Below are 17182 nucleotides of genomic sequence, written 5' to 3'. Positions count from 1 at the left end.
TTACTGATCCGTACTGAAAGAATTATTATTGGCTTTTGGTAGTGCAGATAAAACGCGTGCAAACTCACGAGGGTTTGCAGTTTCCAAACCATCTGCAACAAAAGGACTTCTACTGATTGCTGCAAGAGATAGGTATCCTGGGCGAGCTGCCATCACGACACTTGCATACCTTCGTGCAGCATCCAGTCTCGTCGCAATGAAACGCTGGCACCCCATTCGAGCGAATACACCTGCAATCTCTTGCGCATCCAGTGGGTCAAGTCCTGCAGGCATTACCAGTACTGGTTCCGCGTCTACTGCTTTGATGAATTTAAGAAGGGCTTCTAGTTCCTGCATATCAAAAGCGTTGGTGCCGGGCGTGTCAATGAGCGTTAGCCCGTTGAAATTTGGTTTTTGTTTGATAACGGCAGCTAGCTCATCTGGCGTATCTGCTGTGGAAACAGTTTGTTTCATAAGCTGAGCAAAATGATCAAGCTGCTGAATGCCCGCTGCTTTCACCGTATCTGTAGAAATAAGGTGAACCGCACGTTCATGTAATAAAGCATCCGCGAGCAACTTGGCTGTGCAGATGGTTTTACCAGCCCCGGGCGGGCCCACAAGCATGATCGGGCGTGCGTGCGAATCTGTGAGGGGGCTGAAACGGATTGTTGCTTCAAGTGCGTTACCAATTGCTTCAGATAAAGAAATCGCATTGAAGGAAAGCGCTGCTTGATTAATGTTTTCAGCTGTTTCAAACGGTAGACCGTGATGATTAAGGACAGCACGAATATCGGCTTGATCAAATTCCGGTTCTGATGGAAACGGATGAGATGCTTCAAAGGCAAGCGGTGTTTGAACCGGCTCAGGTGCTTCCTGCGGTGCAGGAGGTGTCATACCCGCTTCAACGGCTGCAGTGATACGAACACCGGAAGCGGATTCTTCTGTTTGGATGATGATCGCATCAGCGCCCAAGCTATTGCGCACTTGCTCCATCGCTTCAAACATGGATTTTGCGTGAAAGGTTTTTAAACGCATCGGTTAGTCTATTCCCCAATCAGGCCTTAACAGCCCGGTGCCCCTTATTAAATCTGCCCGAGTGTACGGATTTTTGCCTGTGGATGTATTTCATTCTGGCTCATTACCACAGTCGCCGGACGGAACCGTTCGATAATGGAGCGTACATACGGTCTAACGAGCGGACTCGTCAATAGTACAGGTTGCTCGCCCCGATCTGCCTGCTGGTCATATACCATTCGAACAGCGTTGATAAACTCTTGTAGACGGGTAGGGGCCATCGCTAGCTGTTTTTCTTCGCCTTGGCCTACCAAGCTTTCCGCAAATGCTTGTTCCCACTCCGGCGAGAGCGTAATCAGTGGCACAAGGCCATCCGGTGTTGCGTAGGCGGCGCAAAGTTGCCTGCCAAGGCGTGTACGAACGTGTTCGGTGATTGATACGATATTCTGAGTAAAACCTGTTGCCTCAGCGATACCTTCCAAAATAGTCGATAGATCCCGAATAGAGACACGCTCGATAAGCAGAGTTTGCAATACGCGCTGAATACCAGAGTTGGTGATTTGGTTTGGAACAATGTCAGTAACCAATTTCTGATGTTCCGTCGAGAGGTCTTCCATCAGTTTCTGTGTTTCAGCATAAGAAAGAAGATCAGCCATGTTATCTTTAATCACCTCGGTAAGGTGCGTAGTAATAACGGTGGCCGCATCAACAACGGTGTAGCCACGGAAGTTTGCTTCTTCTCGCGCTGACATATCTACCCATGTTGCAGGCAAGCCAAACGCAGGTTCAGTTGTAGCTTCACCCGGTATTTGAACAGGCTGGCCTTCAGGGTCCATCACGAGAAGCATACCCGGTCGAATGTCGCCTCTGCCGACTTCAGTTTCTTTAACACGCAGTACATAACTGTTAGCAGGTAACTGCATGTTATCAAGAATACGTACAGAAGGCATTACAAAGCCCATTTCGCTCGCGATTTGGCGGCGCAGAGCTTTGATCTGATCCGTTAGGCGGAAGCCACTATCATCATTGATAAGTGCTAGAAGACCATAACCAAGCTCAAGACGCAGTTGATCAATAGCGAGTGCCGACGAAATAGGTTCTTCGGCAGGTGGTGCAGCCTGTTCTTCTTGAATAGCCGCAGCTTCCTCTTCAGCTACTCTTTCATTTCGCTGCCCAAGGGCATACGCCAAATAGGCTAAAGTACCACCAAACAGAGCAAATGGAAGGAATGGGATGCCAGGCATGATGCCCATGCCGAAAAGCAGGGTACTTGCAACACCAAGAGCACGAGGGCGCGCAGCCATCTGACCAAAGAGGGCTTTATCCGTTTGCCCTTGCATACCGGCTTTGGATACAAGCATACCGGCGGCCGTTGATACGATTAAAGCCGGAATCTGGGAAACCAGACCATCACCGATTGTCAAAATAGTATAGCGGCTGCTGGCATCAGCAAAACTGAGGTCATTGATAACTACACCAATGATAATCCCGCCTACGATATTGATCACCGTGATCAACAGGCCTGCAATAGCATCGCCTCGTACGAATTTCGCAGCACCATCCATCGAGCCAAAAAAGGTGCTCTCCATTTCCAGTTCTTTACGGCGGGTTATGGCTTCTTTTTCGTCAATTAGACCAGAGGATAGATCGGCATCAATGGCCATCTGTTTACCGGGCATCGCATCCAAACTGAAGCGGGCTGCAACTTCGGCAATACGGCCAGAACCTTTGGTAATTACGATAAAGTTTACAATGACCAAAATGGCAAAAACGATGATGCCGATGACCACCTGACCGCCCATAAGGAACTCACCAAAGGCTTCAATAACACTACCAGCGGCGTCGGTCCCGGTGTGACCTTCAGACAAAATAAGCCTAGTTGAAGCCAGATTGAGCGATAGCCGGAGCATGGTCGCTACCAGTAGTACAGTTGGAAAACTGTTAAACTGGAGCGGTTTTTCAAGGAACAATACTGTCATAAGCACCATGACGGAAAAAGTCATGGAAGCTGCAAGCGCAATATCAAGAAGCCAACTTGGCATTGGCATAATGAGCATGAGCAGAATAGCAACCACACCGCCTGCGAAAGCGATATCGGAACTTTTCATCCCATTCAGTAGACTGCCCAGAAGCGGGTTGCCGCCACTTGGTTCCGGGCTATTACTTGGTGCTGCATCACTCATTTAAATCTACCAACTTTTCATCTACTCAACGCTGTTGCTTAAACTGGCGACCGGGCACCAGAATCTCCAGGTTGAGGAACTGAAACGCCTTCTGAATTATACTGGTTAAGCTTGTTTCTGAGTGTCCGAATAGAAATCCCCAGAATATTAGCTGCGTGTGTGCGGTTCCCTAAGCAGTGCTTAAGGGTGTCAATAATTAGATCACGCTCCACCTCTGCAACGGTACGTCCTACAAGGCCTGCAACCATTGCATTTTCATCGGCAGTATCTGTTTGGCCAATTGGTGTTGATGAAGCAGCGGCAGGTGCCGATGCAACAGCACCGTCTGTTGCGTTGCCTCCTAACGTTAGGTTACCGCTTGCATCTGGTAGCATAATAGCTTCTGGACCGATCTCCGTGCCTGTAGCAAGAAGTATCGCACGGTGCATGGTGTTTTCCAGTTCACGTACGTTTCCTGGCCAGTTGTGCGCTGTTAGAACTTTAATCGCAGAATCAGATAGCTCCCTATCTTCAACGTGGTTTACTTCGGCATATTTATGCGCAAAATGCTTCGCGAGTACCTGAATATCCGCAGGGCGTTCACGCAGTGGTGGCACGCGAAGGTTCACAACATTCAGGCGGAAGAATAAATCCTCACGGAAGTTTCCTTCTTTTACTTCATCCTGAAGGTTGCGGTTGGATGTTGCGATAATACGGATATCCACATTCACTGGTTTTGCACCACCAACGCGGTCGATTTGACGTTCCTGAATAGCACGTAAGAGTTTGGCTTGCAGACGTACGTCCATCTCCGAAATCTCGTCCAGAAGCAAAGTGCCGCCATCAGCCTCTTCAAACTTACCAATCCTGCGGGCAACAGCGCCTGTGAAAGCCCCTTTTTCGTGCCCGAACAATTCTGACTCAAGGAGGTTTTCAGGGATAGCAGCACAGTTTACAGCAACGAATGGTTTATTAGCACGACGGCTTTTTTCGTGTACGAAACGCGCCATTACTTCTTTACCAGTACCGCTTTCGCCAGTTACCATAATACTGGCTTCCGACGGCGCTACTTGTTCCGCGAGATTTGCAACGTTTTTCATAACCGGATCGCGGTAAATAAAAGATTGGCTATCTTCAGACACAGCTTGCAGGACAGCAGCGATAAGCTCAGCGTCTGGAGGTAGCGGGATATATTCTTTTGCTCCACCACGAATAGCCGCAGCCGCTACTTTCGGATCTGTTCCGATCCCGCAAGCAATTACTGGTATTGAAAAATGCTCAGCTCTTAACTGAGGAATTAACCCGGGGATATCGTGGCTTACTTCTACCATGAGAAGATCAGCACCTTTACTACGCAACAAAGCCATAGCTGTTTCAATATCAGGCGCGTGTGTTACGTGTGCACCTCGGTCCATTGCAATTTTGCTGGCAGCTCCTAGCTGGCCTTCCAATGTCCCAATAATCAGCAATCGCATTTTTAGTCTCCGTTTTACCTCTCCGCGCTCCTGCGGATTGGTTTCTAATTCTGTGCCTTGTTACTTGTAATAAGTGATGCGTTGTGCCGGCGGTAAAATGGTATTAAGCAGCATTTCCAACCGTCGAGGGTTTTCGTTCCGCCGGATAGACGTTGCTCCCATCGCATACAAATTATTTACAAGGGCTTCTTCTTCTGTGCAGTGTTCTGTTTTGGCAGCAAGTGGGATAAAAATCAGATGCGCCATAACAGCACCATAAAACGTTGTGAGTAGTGCTACGGCCATTGCTGGGCCTAGCGATGATGGATCTTCCAGATTACCAAGCATACGAACGAGACCAATCAGTGTGCCGATAAGGCCCATTGCAGGGGCAACGTCACCGGCACGCCTTAGAAAATCTACCGAGCGCATATGCCTAGCAGATGCAGTACTGGCTTCACGTCTCATCATTTGTTCAATTTCATCTGGTTGTGAGCCATCCACAACCAACTGAATTGCTTGTGCAAGGAATGGTGTGTCTTTGAGGCGAGGGATTAACCGTTCAAGCATAAGAACATCATGATGTTTTCTTGCTTCAACAGCGATTTTCATAATTTTGATTGCTTCCTCGCTAGGCTCCCGTTGGCTATGCCTCAGCAAAACCCAGATATTTCTTGGCAACGCCATCATTTCATTCAGGCGAAAGCTGATGGCGGTCACCGCAAAAGTTCCAATCACAACAATCAGGATACCCTGAAGGTTGATAAAGGCATTCGCAGAACCACCTAGCAATATGGCACCAATGACCAGCAAGAATGCCGTTAACATTCCAAAAAGGGTGCTCATAAATGTTTATCTCCCCGCCTGTGCGTTTCCTTAAGCTGTGGCGTTGCCATCCAGCTTAATGATCTCAGTCATTGTGACACCCAGATGATCTTCAACCAGTACAACTTCACCACGGGCTACAAGTCTGTTATTCACGTAAATATCAATGGCTTCACCAACTTTACGGTCCAGCTCTATGACTGCACCAGGGCCAAGCTTTAACAGCTGATTTACTTCAAGTGATGATCGACCAAGTACAGCTTGCACCTGCACAGGAACATCAAACACAGGTTCAAGTTCCTGTGCAGAACGAACCTGCCCATCTTCTTTTTGTGCTAGATCAGGGGCTTTACCTTCACCAGAAGATAGCTCCTGAAGGCCAACATTATTTTCGTCTTCTCCGGCCATGTGACTCCCTTAATCCTATATCGGTTGCGCTGGAGGCGCAGTTTGTTCTTCGGTATTTGTTGCAACAGCTTCAGCTATATTGGAATCTGACATTACGAAGCGTTGAACTGCATCTTCAATTTCTCTTTGAATATCAACGAACCTACGTTCGGTACCACCGTCAGGCCATTCTACTCGGCAATCTTGCGGGCCAAATGACTGCTCTCCAATTAAAACAATATCGCCTGGGAAATTGGTTTTGGTTTTCATATCTTCTAAACGCTCACCAATTGCCTCCGATAGTGTTTCAGAAACTCTTACAATCAGCCTTGGCTCCTTATTCGCGGTGGCCAAACAGTCCTCAATCAGCGCTTCAATTTCTGCAAGCGGTTGGTTGCGGATGAGAGCAGGTGAGAGCTTTGATGCTATAGCATAAGCAAGTTGTACCATTTGTTGCTTCAGGCTCGCTTCTAGTTGAACCTGTTGAGAAAATAAAGCGTGCGCTGCTTGAGCAACTTGTGACATTGCTTCCTGTGTAGCTGCTTCAATCTCTGTAAGTGCTTGTTGACGACCTTGCTCCTGACCTTGGGTGAGAGCTGCTGCCTGTGCTGCCTGATTTTCGTTCTCTAGCCGTTCAATCTCGATATCATAGCGGCTTTTTGCGCCGCCATCGAATGCTTGATCAAAGGTGAATTTAATAGGGTCTGCCATGATTGTATATCGCCGGATCTAATAGATCAGCTCATCCTCACCTTTATTATCAGACAGAAGAATTTCACCAGCTTCGGCAAGTTCTTTTGCTTTATTTACCATTTCCATCTGCGCTTCATCTACATCCCTGAGACGTACAGGTCCCATCGCCTCCATATCTTCTCGCAGAATTTTCGCTGCCCGCTCAGACATGTTAGAGAAGAAGAGATCCCGCAGCGTGTCAGATGCACCTTTCATCGCAAGCGCAAGTTTGTCTTTGTCTACATTTCTCAGCAGAGTCTGAACACCGCTTGGATCGAGATTTGAAAGATCTTCAAATGTGAACATCAAAGCTCTAATGCGCTCTGCGCTATCACGGTTTCTATCTTCAAGGGAAGCAAGGAAACGCGCCTCGGCACTACGATCTAGATAGTTGAAAATCTCAGCGATAGTCTCATGACTATCTTTGCGGCTTGTGCGCGCAAGGTTATTCATGAACTCAACACGAAGTGTTTGTTCCACCTTATCTAGAATATCTTTTTGTACTGACTCCATACGGAGCATTCGCATGATAACTTCCATAGAAAAATCTTCAGGAAGCACAGCAAGCACGCGAGCGGCATGCTCGGCCTTAATCTTCTGTAGTACTACCGCTACTGTTTGTGGGTATTCATTTTTCAGATAACTGGCGAGAACCATTTCGTTCACGTTGCCAAGTTTATCCCACATAGTACGTCCCGCAGGGCCGCGGATTTCATCCATAATCTGCTGAACACGGTCAGATGGCAGCATTTTACCGAGAAGACGTTCGGTACTATCAAAGGAACCATTCAAACTGCCAACCGTTGATACCTTTGAAGCAAACTCGACAAACAGCGCTTCAACGGCAGATGCCTCAACCTGTCCAAGCAAAGACATATGTTGAGAAAGTTCTTTCACTTCATCTTCTGAAAGGTTGTTCCAGATGTCCTTGCCGTGCTCCTCCCCAATAGCCAGCATAAAGGCAGCTGCTTTCTGGGACCCGGTCATCTTTTCAAGCGCAATAGCGTTTTCGTCCATAAGACTAACTCATCCTACTCTGCATATAGCCAGCCACGGATAATCGCGACTGACTCTGCTGGATTTGCTTTAATGATATCGGAAACCTTTTGAATAGCTGTTTCCTGAATACGGTTTTCAATTTGAGCCATGTCAATTTGGCTATCTGTACGCATTTCATCCAGTGCTAGCTGGCCTGTCTGTCGGGCTGCCATGACTGCAGCGGCGGCATTTTCATCACCAGCAGCAGCTGCTGCTACTAAATCAGCTGAAATTGGGCCAGAGACACCACCTGGACCTGCAATTGCAGGTGTTTCTGAGGCCATATCTTCCAACTGTTGCTGCTGAGCTAGTTCTTCTGGTGAGGGTGGATCAGGGATGGAATCCGCTATTTTCAATACTAGTGGGCGTACGATGAGAAGTAGGAATACCAAGGCAACCAAGACAATCCCACCGTATGTTAGCAGTTCAAATAGATCTGCTTTATTGAGGCCCAGAATATTAAGCGGTTGTTCGGTTGCTTCAAATGGTTCTGGGTCTACAAAACGCATCGCTGCAACGGTTACATTATCATCATGCGGAATAATGTCACCGGTATCTGAATCGCGAATGGCAGGGATGGCTGTAAGAACAAGATTTCTAATTTGATCAATTTCAGTTTGATCACGTGGTGTTGGGTCACCAACTGTATTCCCTAGCTCATCTAATTGGCGATTATAATCAACAAGTACAGATACTTGAATGCCAGTTATTTCGCCGGGTTCTCTAACGGTTACCGTTTCCGTTTTAGAATTTTCAAAGTTAGTAGCTTCTTCGGTTTTGTTGGTATCAGCGCTATTGTTGTTCTGGGAACCGTTGGCAGCGTTGGGCTGGTTGTTGCCTACTGTAACCTGACCACCAGGCAGTGGTTCTGAAGAACTTTCTTCTCTCACGTTAGAAGAGATTACAACCTGACCTTCTGGATCAAATGATGTTTCGCTGGTTGTTGTACGGCTCATATTCATCTGAATAGCCACTTCCGCTCTCACGCGGCCTACACCAACAACGCTGCCAATCAGTTCTTCAATTTTGCTACGATATTCTCTTTCTTTTGCTCTACGGCTTTCATCCAGATTGGAAAAGCTTGCGAGATCATCAGAACCACCGCCATCAACAAGAAGACGGCCACTTGTGTCGGTAATCGTTACGTAGTCAGGTGAAAGGCTTGGAACCGCAGAAGCGACAAGTGCTTGTATTGCTTGCGCCTGAGATTGGCTAACCGAACCGGCGGTTTTGAGCATAATAGATGCTGATGGTTGGCTCTCTTCACGCTGGAAAGGGCGTCTTTCAGGAATAACAACATGGACACGCGCTTCACGGACGGACGGGAAATATTTTATGGTTCTAGCAAGTTCGCCTTCGATTGCGCGAACATAATTAACGTTGAGTTCAAAACTGGTGCGACCAAAACCGCTGTCAGCATCGAAAATTTCTTTTCCAACAACGCCGCCAGTCAAGCCTTCCCCTGCGAATCTCAGACGTAGTCTATCAACATGGGCTCTTGGTACTTTGATAGTCCGGCCAGTAGGGTCAGAAGAGATAGGAATGTTTTCGGCTTCAAGCTGTGCGGCGATAGAAGATGCTGAAGCTGGGTCAAGATCAGCGTATAAAATGACCATTGGTGAACTGGATACACCACTCATAACTGCCCAAAAAAAGGCGACTGTTAAAGTGCCTGCTACACCGATCATGGCCAATCTGGTCATGCCCATGTTTTTGAGTGTTTGAATTAAACCGTCCACGCCTACCTCGACTATCGGCTGCTATTGCTGCCTTACCCATACCTCTTAGCAGAGGATATACTTATAAAAATTTACCCCAAATTACGATCTGATAGTAAACAGATAGTTAAATCTAGGCAATTTTTGCCTATAAATGTAAAGCAAAATCTTCGTTAACTGGAAAAAAAAGTTTTTGAAGCTACAAAATGTCAATCTTTGCAAGGGTTTAGCGATTATCAACTTCTTGGCCGCGGTATTTTTGAATACGGGTAGTTCTCAGGCCTGGGAGGCCATTTTGATTGATTGCCTGTTGCCAGGATAAGAATTCTTCGACAGACAATGAATAACGTTTACAAGCGTCTTCGAGCGTGAGCAAACCACCTTGGACAGCAGCAACTACTTCTGCTTTGCGTCTGATAACCCATCTTTTGGTGTTGGTGTTTGGCAAATCATCTAGGGTTAACGGGCGCCCTAGTGGTCCAATAACCTGATTTTGCTTTTGCTGATTATCAGATTGCATTGCCGAAAACCTCGTTGCCACTCGCAAGAAGAAATCTAACAATCTGATTTTAATAAAGACCTAACAGGTAAGGTTAATAGGACATTAACTATTTGATCTAAATTTAAATGCTTGTAGCCGGGTAACCGTATGGCTACCCGGCATAAGCAAAAGAGAGAAGTCAGAACCGACGTTAGATTCGTGTCAATTCTTCAAGAATTTCATCAGATGTCGTAATAATCCGAGTGGAAGCAGAGAATGCTCGTTGAACTTTAATCAGCTCAGAGAATTCATTGGCCAGGTCAACGGTAGACTGTTCAAGAGAGTTGGGGGCAATCTTACCTGCGCCACCTTGGCCAGCCTGCTGGAATGTTGCGATACCTGATAGATCGGAAAGGCCAAACGCATTACCTTGGCGGCGTGTAAGACCATCTGCGTTAGAGAATGTTGCAACAGGTAGCTGGAAGATTGTCAGTTCAAGTCCGTTATCAAATAGGGCTGTTACAGTACCGTCCTGACCAATTGATACACCGTTCACGTTCTGGAAGTTCGCGCCGTCTACTGCAGAACTAATAAGCGTAGATTCGTTATCAAAGTGCGAGAAACCATCGGTGCTGCCGTCGGAACCAAAATCAAAGTTAATAGTACCTTGTTGTACGATTACGTTATCGGTACCACCAGCTGGATCATAGTCAAATGTGAGGGATTCTCCAGCAGCTAGATCGACTGCAGTACCAGATGCATCAATTTGAGTGGAACTGGCAAGATCAATGGAACCATTATCGTTGAATACCAACTGGCCAGTTGCAATCAAACCATCGGTATGAGTGGCCGGATCCAAAAGGTTCTCATCATCAAAATAGATCTCATAGTTCCACTGGTTCGGAGTAGTGTCATCCTTCACAGCGGCTACGATAACTGTATGTTCACGGCCTAAGCTATCAAAAATTTGAATGTTAGTTTCAAACGAGGCTTCAATTGCACCACTTGCAAGATCGCCTTCATTTGTACCAACTGCATAAGCAGGTGTGGATGGTGTTGTATTTTGCAGGTTCGCACGGAAAGAAACATTCTGCGTTGGAGAACCAAAGCTGTTTAGCGCGCTCAGGTTAATTGGCTGAAGTTCGGCTGGATCCTGCTGGTTGTTTGTAATGCCGCCTTGGGTATCTACTGGCCAACCGAGAAGATAAAGGCCAGCAGTGTTTTGTAGGAAGCCCTCAGAATCCTGTGTGAATGCACCAGCACGTGTAAAGAGAACTTCACCGTCTGTATCCTGTGCGCCTGTACCATCACGAACCACGAAGAACCCTGCGCCGTCAACTGACAAATCAGTTGCAGATGCGGAAGGCTGTAAAAGGCCCTGACGAGAAACAAGTGTTTCTGAGAATGCACGTACACCACCTGGTGAATATGAGGATAGTGATGCTGTTTCAGTTACAAGTGTAGAAAAACGTGAACGTGTTTCTTTATAACCAATTGTATTAACGTTTGTGATGTTATCCGCGATAACACCAACACCTTCGGTGAAGGCTTGCAGGCCAGAAACGCCTGCGGCCAAAGCTGTGAATGCCATTGTTACTTCTCCTAAACTCTTTTGCTTTTCACTTTGCTTGGGCTTTCTGCTCAAAACGCTTTTGTTACCAAAAGCTTAGCCTGATTTTTATCAAGCTAGATAACTTTCCGAAACTTATGTTCCGAAAAGCCTTAGAATTTGTGTTTGTGGTACAAAGTTTGGACCAACCTGGAAGACAGGCTCTAGGCCTGTAGTATCAACGCCTGTGATTTGATCTCTCACAGCGATACCAACTACAGTTTCGTTACCATCATCATTTGCAGCTGTAACCCGAAGACCATAATTGCCAGGTTCCACGAGGTTACCTTCGTTGTCTCTTCCATCCCAACGGAAGTCATGAACACCTTGGCCTGTTTCTGCAGGAGCCTCGAAAATGACATTACCATCTTCATCTTCGACAGTAAGATTGGCTGTCTCCACTTCAACCCGGTGACTGTACTGCCACTGGATGCCATCAGTGCTGTGGTCACCAAATGGTGCTTCAATGAGGGCTTCATTATTCAAATAAGAAGCAACGCTACCGATGTTACCTAAGAGCGTAACCTGAGTGAGGTTTTCTACATTCTGGTTCAAACGGATTTGCTGTTCTACGCCAGTGAACTGCACCAACTGATTGGTAAATTCTGAACTATCCAATGGATCGGTAGGATCCTGATTCTGCAACTGAGTTGTTAGCAGAGAAAGGAAATCATCAAAATCACCTGCCAGAGTAGCACTATCACGTGACGCAGTTCCTAGTTGAGAAGCAACCGTCTGTGTTACACCTGCCGTGTTAGATAGAAATGCCATAATATTATCCTTCTCTCTGGCTCTTAAATTCTGACATCAAGGCCAGTTTCAGGGGTTACTCGGGATAAAATTTCTTCGAGGGCGACCAGGTCAGTTTCCAGAAGATGATCATCATCTTCTTGAGAGCTAGCTTCTGTTGCGCTTCCACTGCTCTTGATTTGATCGTCTAGGCGTTCTTTTTGAACTGCCTCAGCAAACGATTTGCCAGCACTTTGCCCATCGCCTGTATCAAGGTTGAAGCTAATGCCATCAGTTGAGGCTTTATGCCCCCCTGTTTCCATTGCTCGTTCAAGTCCGCGGACTTCACGTTGCATTAACTCAAGCGTTTCAGGCCGTTCGGCGATAATTTTTGTAGTAACTTTACCATCAGCAAAGCTCATCTTTACCTGTACACGTCCAAGTTCCGCTGGGTCGAGGCGGACGGTAAATTCATTCTGTCCAGACCGGACAGCTCTGGACACCTGAAGGTTTACTTGTTTCGCGACATGGGCTCCCAGTGCAGGGGAGGGTTTGCCGCCTAAAATGCTGAACGTTGACGCGAAGCTACCTTCACCCTTTAAACCGCTAAGGCCAGCCGCGAACGATTCTGCGGCTGTTCCGCCATTAAAGCCTGCAATCCGCTCTGGCGTAAGAGGTGGCTGGTTAGGTTGAGTGTTTGTTGGCTGGGCTTGTGCAACAGGTGCTGTTCTAGCGGTTGGAGTTTCAGTCTGTTTCTGGGGAACTGTATCGCCAGCATCGGATGTTGCTTTGTTTTGAGCTGTTTCACCTGTTAGTGACGGCTTGTTTTGAATGCCACTATTAGCTTTACCATTGGTATTAGCTTGTTTGTTAGTTGTAGCTTGAGCAGCTGCACCTGCAGTTTGTTGCGCTTGCTGGGATTGTATGCTGTGTCCTTCAGCCGCTTTTTCATCTGCTCTTACTTGTGTAGATTCCGCTTTAATCGTTTTTTGCGCCGCATCTTTTGCTGCCGCGATAATAGCTGCATCTTCTATAGTTTCACCATCGTTACCAGCTTGATTAATGGGAGTTGAAGGAGCCGGCGCAGCGTTGGTTTTTTGTTTGATAGCAGCTGCTACTTCTTCAGTGTCAGCATCAGTTTGTGTGCTACCGTCTATTACACTTTGTTGAATTACAGCGGCAGTTTCTTCTGCTACGGTTTCTGCAGTCGTACTTGTTTGGCTGCCTGAGATTTCTTCTGGTGCGTTCTCTACTGGTGCTGGGCTTGATAGTAAGCTTTCAAGTTCCGAAAGTGATAGAAAATGGAAAGGCGTTTCTTCTATGCCATTTTGTGTGCCAGTGAATACAAATAGCCCTGCTTCATTATCAGCCGTGTCAACTGGCCCCTCTAGAGCCTGATTAGTTTCTATAATTTTTGTAAGTTGATCTGTTGAGAGCTTTGTTAGCTGGAGACCAGGAATGCCTTCCAAAAACTCTTTTGATCGACCTTCTGCAACGATAAGGGCAGGTTTGTTACCTGCGGTTGGTTGAGAAGGATCAAGACTATCCACTGTGGAGATATCTGCTTGATACTGGGCAATAATCTCTTCAACAGAGCTTACCCCGTCAGTGGCCGTAACAGAGTAGATAGTACTGTTTTCAGTAGCTGTATCAGAAACCTGTGCGGTAAAGTTACTTGGTTTGATTGCTTGCAGAGCTGCTGCAAATTCGCCAGTACTTTCAGTGCCTTCTGCAGGATTAGTACCTAACAATGAGCCAAGCGCCTGAGCAGGCGATGAGCCGAAAGATTGTAGTAACTGGTCAATAGCAGTCATATCGTTTGCCAAAGTTTTGCACCGATAACAAAGGCGGTGCTGGTTAATGTTCGCTCAGATATAAGCAAGGGACGGGCCAGTTTTTACGGCTATGTGAAAAAGGGTGGTTTTGCAGTGAGTCGCAAATTGTATCTAGTTGTATTGAGGAAAGCTGAGCGCTCTATTTCCCTTTTTTGCCCGGCAAAATTGGATGAAAGCTCAAAAAAGCTCGGAATCCCTTGCCTCTTTCCGCTATAATTCCTATATGCAGCGCCTAACTTGAATGCTGACCAAACTGGTATTGATAAAGAGTAACACGATGACGAGCGCACAGATTAATAGTATGGGCTTTGAAAAAGCTCCGGCAGACACTCGGGTAGTAGTGGCAATGTCAGGCGGCGTGGATAGCAGTGTAACAGCGGCGCTTCTTAAAGAAGAAGGCTATGATGTGGTTGGTATAACACTGCAGCTCTATGATCACGGTGTAGCGGTTCAGAAAAAAGGAAGTTGTTGCGCCGGTCAGGATATCCATGATGCCCGGAGAGTTTCTGAAATGCTGGGTATCCCGCATTATGTATTAGATTATGAAAGCCGCTTTAAAGAACAGGTGATGGAAGATTTCGCCGATAGCTATATTAAAGGTGAAACGCCAATCCCGTGTGTGAAGTGTAATCAGACCGTAAAGTTCAAGGATTTGTTGGATACTGCCCGTGATCTCGGAGCAGACTGTATGGCAACTGGCCATTATGTTCAGCGCTTACTGGGTGAAGACGGAAAAGCACAGCTTGTGCGCGGTGTAGATAGCGGCAAAGATCAAAGTTACTTCTTGTTTGCAACGACGCAAGAGCAGATTGATTTCCTTCGTTTCCCTCTCGGGCATATGGACAAGGATGAAACACGAAAACAGGCCGAACGTTTTGGACTTATTGTTGCGGATAAACCGGATAGCCAAGATATCTGCTTCGTACCTGAAGGGAAATACGTGAGTGTTATTGAGCGTTTGCGTCCGGGCGCTATGGAACCAGGTGATATTGTAGATCTGGATGGGAACGTGCTTGGCCAGCATGATGGTATTGTTAAATATACCATTGGACAGCGTCGAGGTATTGGTATTGGTGGAGTAAGTGAGCCGCTCTATGTAGTGAAACTTAATCCGTTAGATAAACAAGTAATCGTTGGCCCCAAAGAAGCTCTTCTTACCAGGGAAATTGGTGTTAAAGAAGTCAGCTGGATTGGGGAAAGCGTTCCGGATGAGGGCTTGGAAGTCATCGCTAAGATCAGATCTACTCGGCCTGGTGTTCCTGCGCGGTTGTTCCTTGAACAAGATGGTAAAGCCCGTATTCAACTCAATGAAACAGAGGCAGGGGTTTCGCCAGGGCAGGCCGCTGTATTCTACCATGGTGACCGTGTGTTAGGTGGTGGTTGGATAGAAAAAACTGTAAGCGCTGATCCTCGTTTGGCGGCATAGTTTAGTTCTCAGGCCTGTCATGTGTGACAGGCCCAAAAATGCATCATCCCAGAAAAACAATCAGGGTTTTGTTTTTCAAATTCTTCCCAATTGTTGAGGTTTTTCATTGCCGTGTCATCTGGGTACTGCGCAAGATATTGGTTGCTGACACCAGATTTCTCACCGTCAATGCCGAGAAGCTTTAGATTTGCTGCATCTAGGAAAGACTTTAGTTCAAGTGGGGTATAGGTAACTTCATGTACGTTAAAAATATAATCATGAAGCCCGCTAACGGAATAAAACTCCCTTGTTTCCTGAAGTGATTTAAGTTTGTGATCTTCAGGTAAGTTTTTAATCATTTCCCGAATGGCACGAATGCCAGCATGATTCCCGGGAATATTATGTTCGTTAATATACTCTCGGATTTCTTTCACATTCTCACGAGCTCTGGTGCTGTATAGGGCTAGATGAAAGACGGAATGTGGTTTGCTGGCGGATTTAAGTGCTTCAAGGCCAGCAAGTGGGTCTTTCATATGATGAAGCACACCAGTGCAGACGATTAAATCAAAGGAAACATCCCAAGAACGGGTGTTTAAAATATCTCCACATGCGAAATGTACATTCGTTAGCTTATGATCGCCTATTACACGTTGAGCGTACGCTAGGCTTGCCTTGCTCAGGTCTACGGCTAACGCTTTTTCAGAAGTTATCATGCTCTCGGTTTTAAGTACCTGTTCACCTGTGCCGCAGCCTGCATAAAGGGTACTTAGGTCTGCAGCAGGAAAATCTGAAGGCACCTCTTTACCGTAGAGTTCTGTCATCAAAGCTTTAAGGCTTACCGGTGTTACGGTTTTTGTTGTTTGCCAGCGCGGGTATGGGAAGCTGTTATATTGATCAGAAATTTCAATGGAATGTTTATCAGTTACTTCATCGAGCACAGGTATCGATTGGATGGAAACCTGTTCTTTTACAGGTTCGGAATATATAGTTTGCCAGAGTAGTAAGGTCCAATTGGAAATAGATTTAGCTTCCGCTATTAATTTTTCAATATGGGAACTATTCCAGGATAAAAGAGTACTGAGAACTGGGGAATAGCACGCAAGAAGAATAATCTCTATGTTTCCAGCTTGTTCATGGAGGGTGGTGCAATCTTCAAGAAGCCTTGAGATTAAAGCGAGTTCAGTGTCCCCGAATGAAAATACATATTCAGTATTGAAGCATTGGCATGCCACGATAGAAAGATGGCCCTGCAATCTTTCCAGAATGCTCTGCTTTTGCGAGTTTTCACTATAATATAAGGCAAGTGCATGTTTTCTTAGACCAGTAATCAGGTCTTCGAGCGTTTCTGATATACATGTTGTTTTTGCGGTTACTAACTGCAGCAGATAATCAGAGAAAACTTCGTCTACCAGGTTTAAATTTTCCTCAGTGAAAAAGTCGGCAGATGGCGTTGCAGCTAACCGTGAAGCAAGTTCTTTAGCATTATGATCCTGTGCAAGTTGATTGCGGAGAACCATGGCCAGAGCCTGAATATTCTGTTTGTTCTGGAGAGCAATGTAGGCGAGTTTGTCAGTTGTAGATTTGGGTAAAACATAACCTTGGGTACAGGAAAGTAGATCAAACAAAACTGTCTGTACAACTTCATCGTCTGGTTTTACCTCAAAGGCCGTTAACAGGCTAGCAAGGCCTCTTTGTAAATCCCCTGTAGCCAGCGCCGTGCGACTTTCCTTGATAAGATCTAGTACCTGCTGTTTTTGTTCCTGCTTGCTGGTGCCTGTCCCTGTAAGCATACAATCTCCCACCCCTTAGGCTTT

Annotated in this window: 14 protein-coding genes; 1 reads left to right on the top strand and 13 read right to left on the bottom strand. The window is 46.4% G+C overall.

Annotated elements, in window-relative coordinates; translation table 11 throughout:
* The 12 genes from MF542_RS04650 to MF542_RS04595 all read right to left on the bottom strand — a co-directional run bounded on the left by MF542_RS04650 (window position 1) and on the right by MF542_RS04595 (window position 13942).
* On the bottom strand, window positions 1-1014 hold the full coding sequence (locus MF542_RS04650) for a flagellar biosynthesis protein FlhF (RefSeq protein WP_247016450.1): 1014 nt from the start codon (window positions 1012-1014) through the stop codon (window positions 1-3).
* A gap of 47 nt (window positions 1015-1061) precedes the next feature.
* Entirely contained in the window at window positions 1062-3176 is a 2115-nt protein-coding gene (gene flhA / locus MF542_RS04645) for a flagellar biosynthesis protein FlhA (RefSeq protein WP_247016448.1), read from the bottom strand.
* A gap of 38 nt (window positions 3177-3214) precedes the next feature.
* A complete protein-coding gene (flbD, locus tag MF542_RS04640; RefSeq protein WP_247016446.1) occupies window positions 3215-4630 on the bottom strand; it encodes a sigma-54-dependent transcriptional regulator FlbD in 1416 nt (471 codons plus the stop codon).
* A 60-nt stretch (window positions 4631-4690) separates the two neighbouring features.
* Window positions 4691-5455, bottom strand: coding sequence for a motility protein A (locus MF542_RS04635; RefSeq protein ID WP_247016444.1), 765 nt, complete (start codon window positions 5453-5455; stop codon window positions 4691-4693).
* Window positions 5456-5485: 30 nt separating this feature from the next.
* Entirely contained in the window at window positions 5486-5842 is a 357-nt protein-coding gene (gene fliN, locus MF542_RS04630) for a flagellar motor switch protein FliN (RefSeq protein WP_247016442.1), read from the bottom strand.
* Window positions 5843-5857: 15 nt separating this feature from the next.
* Window positions 5858-6532 (bottom strand): FliH/SctL family protein, encoded by a 675-nt coding sequence (locus tag MF542_RS04625; RefSeq protein ID WP_247016440.1) that lies wholly within the window; start codon window positions 6530-6532, stop codon window positions 5858-5860.
* Window positions 6533-6550: 18 nt separating this feature from the next.
* Window positions 6551-7570: a flagellar motor switch protein FliG gene (gene fliG, locus MF542_RS04620; RefSeq protein WP_247016438.1), complete on the bottom strand. Its 1020-nt coding sequence runs from the start codon at window positions 7568-7570 to the stop codon at window positions 6551-6553.
* 14 nt (window positions 7571-7584) lie between these two features.
* Window positions 7585-9330: a flagellar basal-body MS-ring/collar protein FliF gene (gene fliF / locus MF542_RS04615; protein WP_247016436.1), complete on the bottom strand. Its 1746-nt coding sequence runs from the start codon at window positions 9328-9330 to the stop codon at window positions 7585-7587.
* A 205-nt stretch (window positions 9331-9535) separates the two neighbouring features.
* Window positions 9536-9829, bottom strand: coding sequence for a CtrA inhibitor SciP (sciP, locus tag MF542_RS04610; RefSeq protein WP_247016434.1), 294 nt, complete (start codon window positions 9827-9829; stop codon window positions 9536-9538).
* Window positions 9830-10001: 172 nt separating this feature from the next.
* A complete protein-coding gene (locus MF542_RS04605; RefSeq protein ID WP_247016432.1) occupies window positions 10002-11381 on the bottom strand; it encodes a flagellar hook protein FlgE in 1380 nt (459 codons plus the stop codon).
* Window positions 11382-11495: 114 nt separating this feature from the next.
* Window positions 11496-12170 carry a flagellar hook assembly protein FlgD gene (locus tag MF542_RS04600; RefSeq protein ID WP_247016430.1) on the bottom strand — a complete coding sequence of 225 codons (675 nt, stop codon included), beginning with the start codon at window positions 12168-12170 and terminating at the stop codon, window positions 11496-11498.
* 23 nt (window positions 12171-12193) lie between these two features.
* Window positions 12194-13942: a flagellar hook-length control protein FliK gene (locus tag MF542_RS04595; protein WP_247016428.1), complete on the bottom strand. Its 1749-nt coding sequence runs from the start codon at window positions 13940-13942 to the stop codon at window positions 12194-12196.
* A 298-nt stretch (window positions 13943-14240) separates the two neighbouring features.
* Here MF542_RS04595 and mnmA point away from each other — a divergent pair, with 298 nt between their 5' ends.
* On the top strand, window positions 14241-15389 hold the full coding sequence (mnmA, locus tag MF542_RS04590; protein WP_247016426.1) for a tRNA 2-thiouridine(34) synthase MnmA: 1149 nt from the start codon (window positions 14241-14243) through the stop codon (window positions 15387-15389).
* 17 nt (window positions 15390-15406) lie between these two features.
* On the opposite strand, the gene MF542_RS04585 is transcribed toward mnmA, so the two are convergent.
* On the bottom strand, window positions 15407-17158 hold the full coding sequence (locus tag MF542_RS04585) for a class I SAM-dependent methyltransferase (RefSeq protein ID WP_247016424.1): 1752 nt from the start codon (window positions 17156-17158) through the stop codon (window positions 15407-15409).
* Window positions 17159-17182: the final 24 nt, after the last annotated feature.

The organism is Kordiimonas laminariae, assembly GCF_023008165.1.
Taxonomy (GTDB): Bacteria; Pseudomonadota; Alphaproteobacteria; order Sphingomonadales; family Kordiimonadaceae; genus Kordiimonas; species Kordiimonas laminariae.
Note: the sequence above shows the minus strand (reverse complement) of the source record. Positions and strands in the feature narration are given on the sequence as shown.

What these genes read in the sequence shown, in the direction of transcription:
- MF542_RS04625 (WP_247016440.1), bottom strand. Translation starts at nt 6,532, where the DNA reads ATGGCAGACCCTATTAAATTCACCTTTGATCAAGCATTCGATGGCGGC.
- MF542_RS04605 (WP_247016432.1), bottom strand. Translation starts at nt 11,381, where the DNA reads ATGGCATTCACAGCTTTGGCCGCAGGCGTTTCTGGCCTGCAAGCCTTC.
- MF542_RS04595 (WP_247016428.1), bottom strand. Translation starts at nt 13,942, where the DNA reads ATGACTGCTATTGACCAGTTACTACAATCTTTCGGCTCATCGCCTGCT.
- fliN (WP_247016442.1), bottom strand. Translation starts at nt 5,842, where the DNA reads ATGGCCGGAGAAGACGAAAATAATGTTGGCCTTCAGGAGCTATCTTCT.
- sciP (WP_247016434.1), bottom strand. Translation starts at nt 9,829, where the DNA reads ATGCAATCTGATAATCAGCAAAAGCAAAATCAGGTTATTGGACCACTA.
- mnmA (WP_247016426.1), top strand. Translation starts at nt 14,241, where the DNA reads ATGACGAGCGCACAGATTAATAGTATGGGCTTTGAAAAAGCTCCGGCA.
- fliG (WP_247016438.1), bottom strand. Translation starts at nt 7,570, where the DNA reads ATGGACGAAAACGCTATTGCGCTTGAAAAGATGACCGGGTCCCAGAAA.
- MF542_RS04600 (WP_247016430.1), bottom strand. Translation starts at nt 12,170, where the DNA reads ATGGCATTTCTATCTAACACGGCAGGTGTAACACAGACGGTTGCTTCT.
- MF542_RS04650 (WP_247016450.1), bottom strand. Translation starts at nt 1,014, where the DNA reads ATGCGTTTAAAAACCTTTCACGCAAAATCCATGTTTGAAGCGATGGAG.
- MF542_RS04585 (WP_247016424.1), bottom strand. Translation starts at nt 17,158, where the DNA reads ATGCTTACAGGGACAGGCACCAGCAAGCAGGAACAAAAACAGCAGGTA.
- MF542_RS04635 (WP_247016444.1), bottom strand. Translation starts at nt 5,455, where the DNA reads ATGAGCACCCTTTTTGGAATGTTAACGGCATTCTTGCTGGTCATTGGT.
- flbD (WP_247016446.1), bottom strand. Translation starts at nt 4,630, where the DNA reads ATGCGATTGCTGATTATTGGGACATTGGAAGGCCAGCTAGGAGCTGCC.
- flhA (WP_247016448.1), bottom strand. Translation starts at nt 3,176, where the DNA reads ATGAGTGATGCAGCACCAAGTAATAGCCCGGAACCAAGTGGCGGCAAC.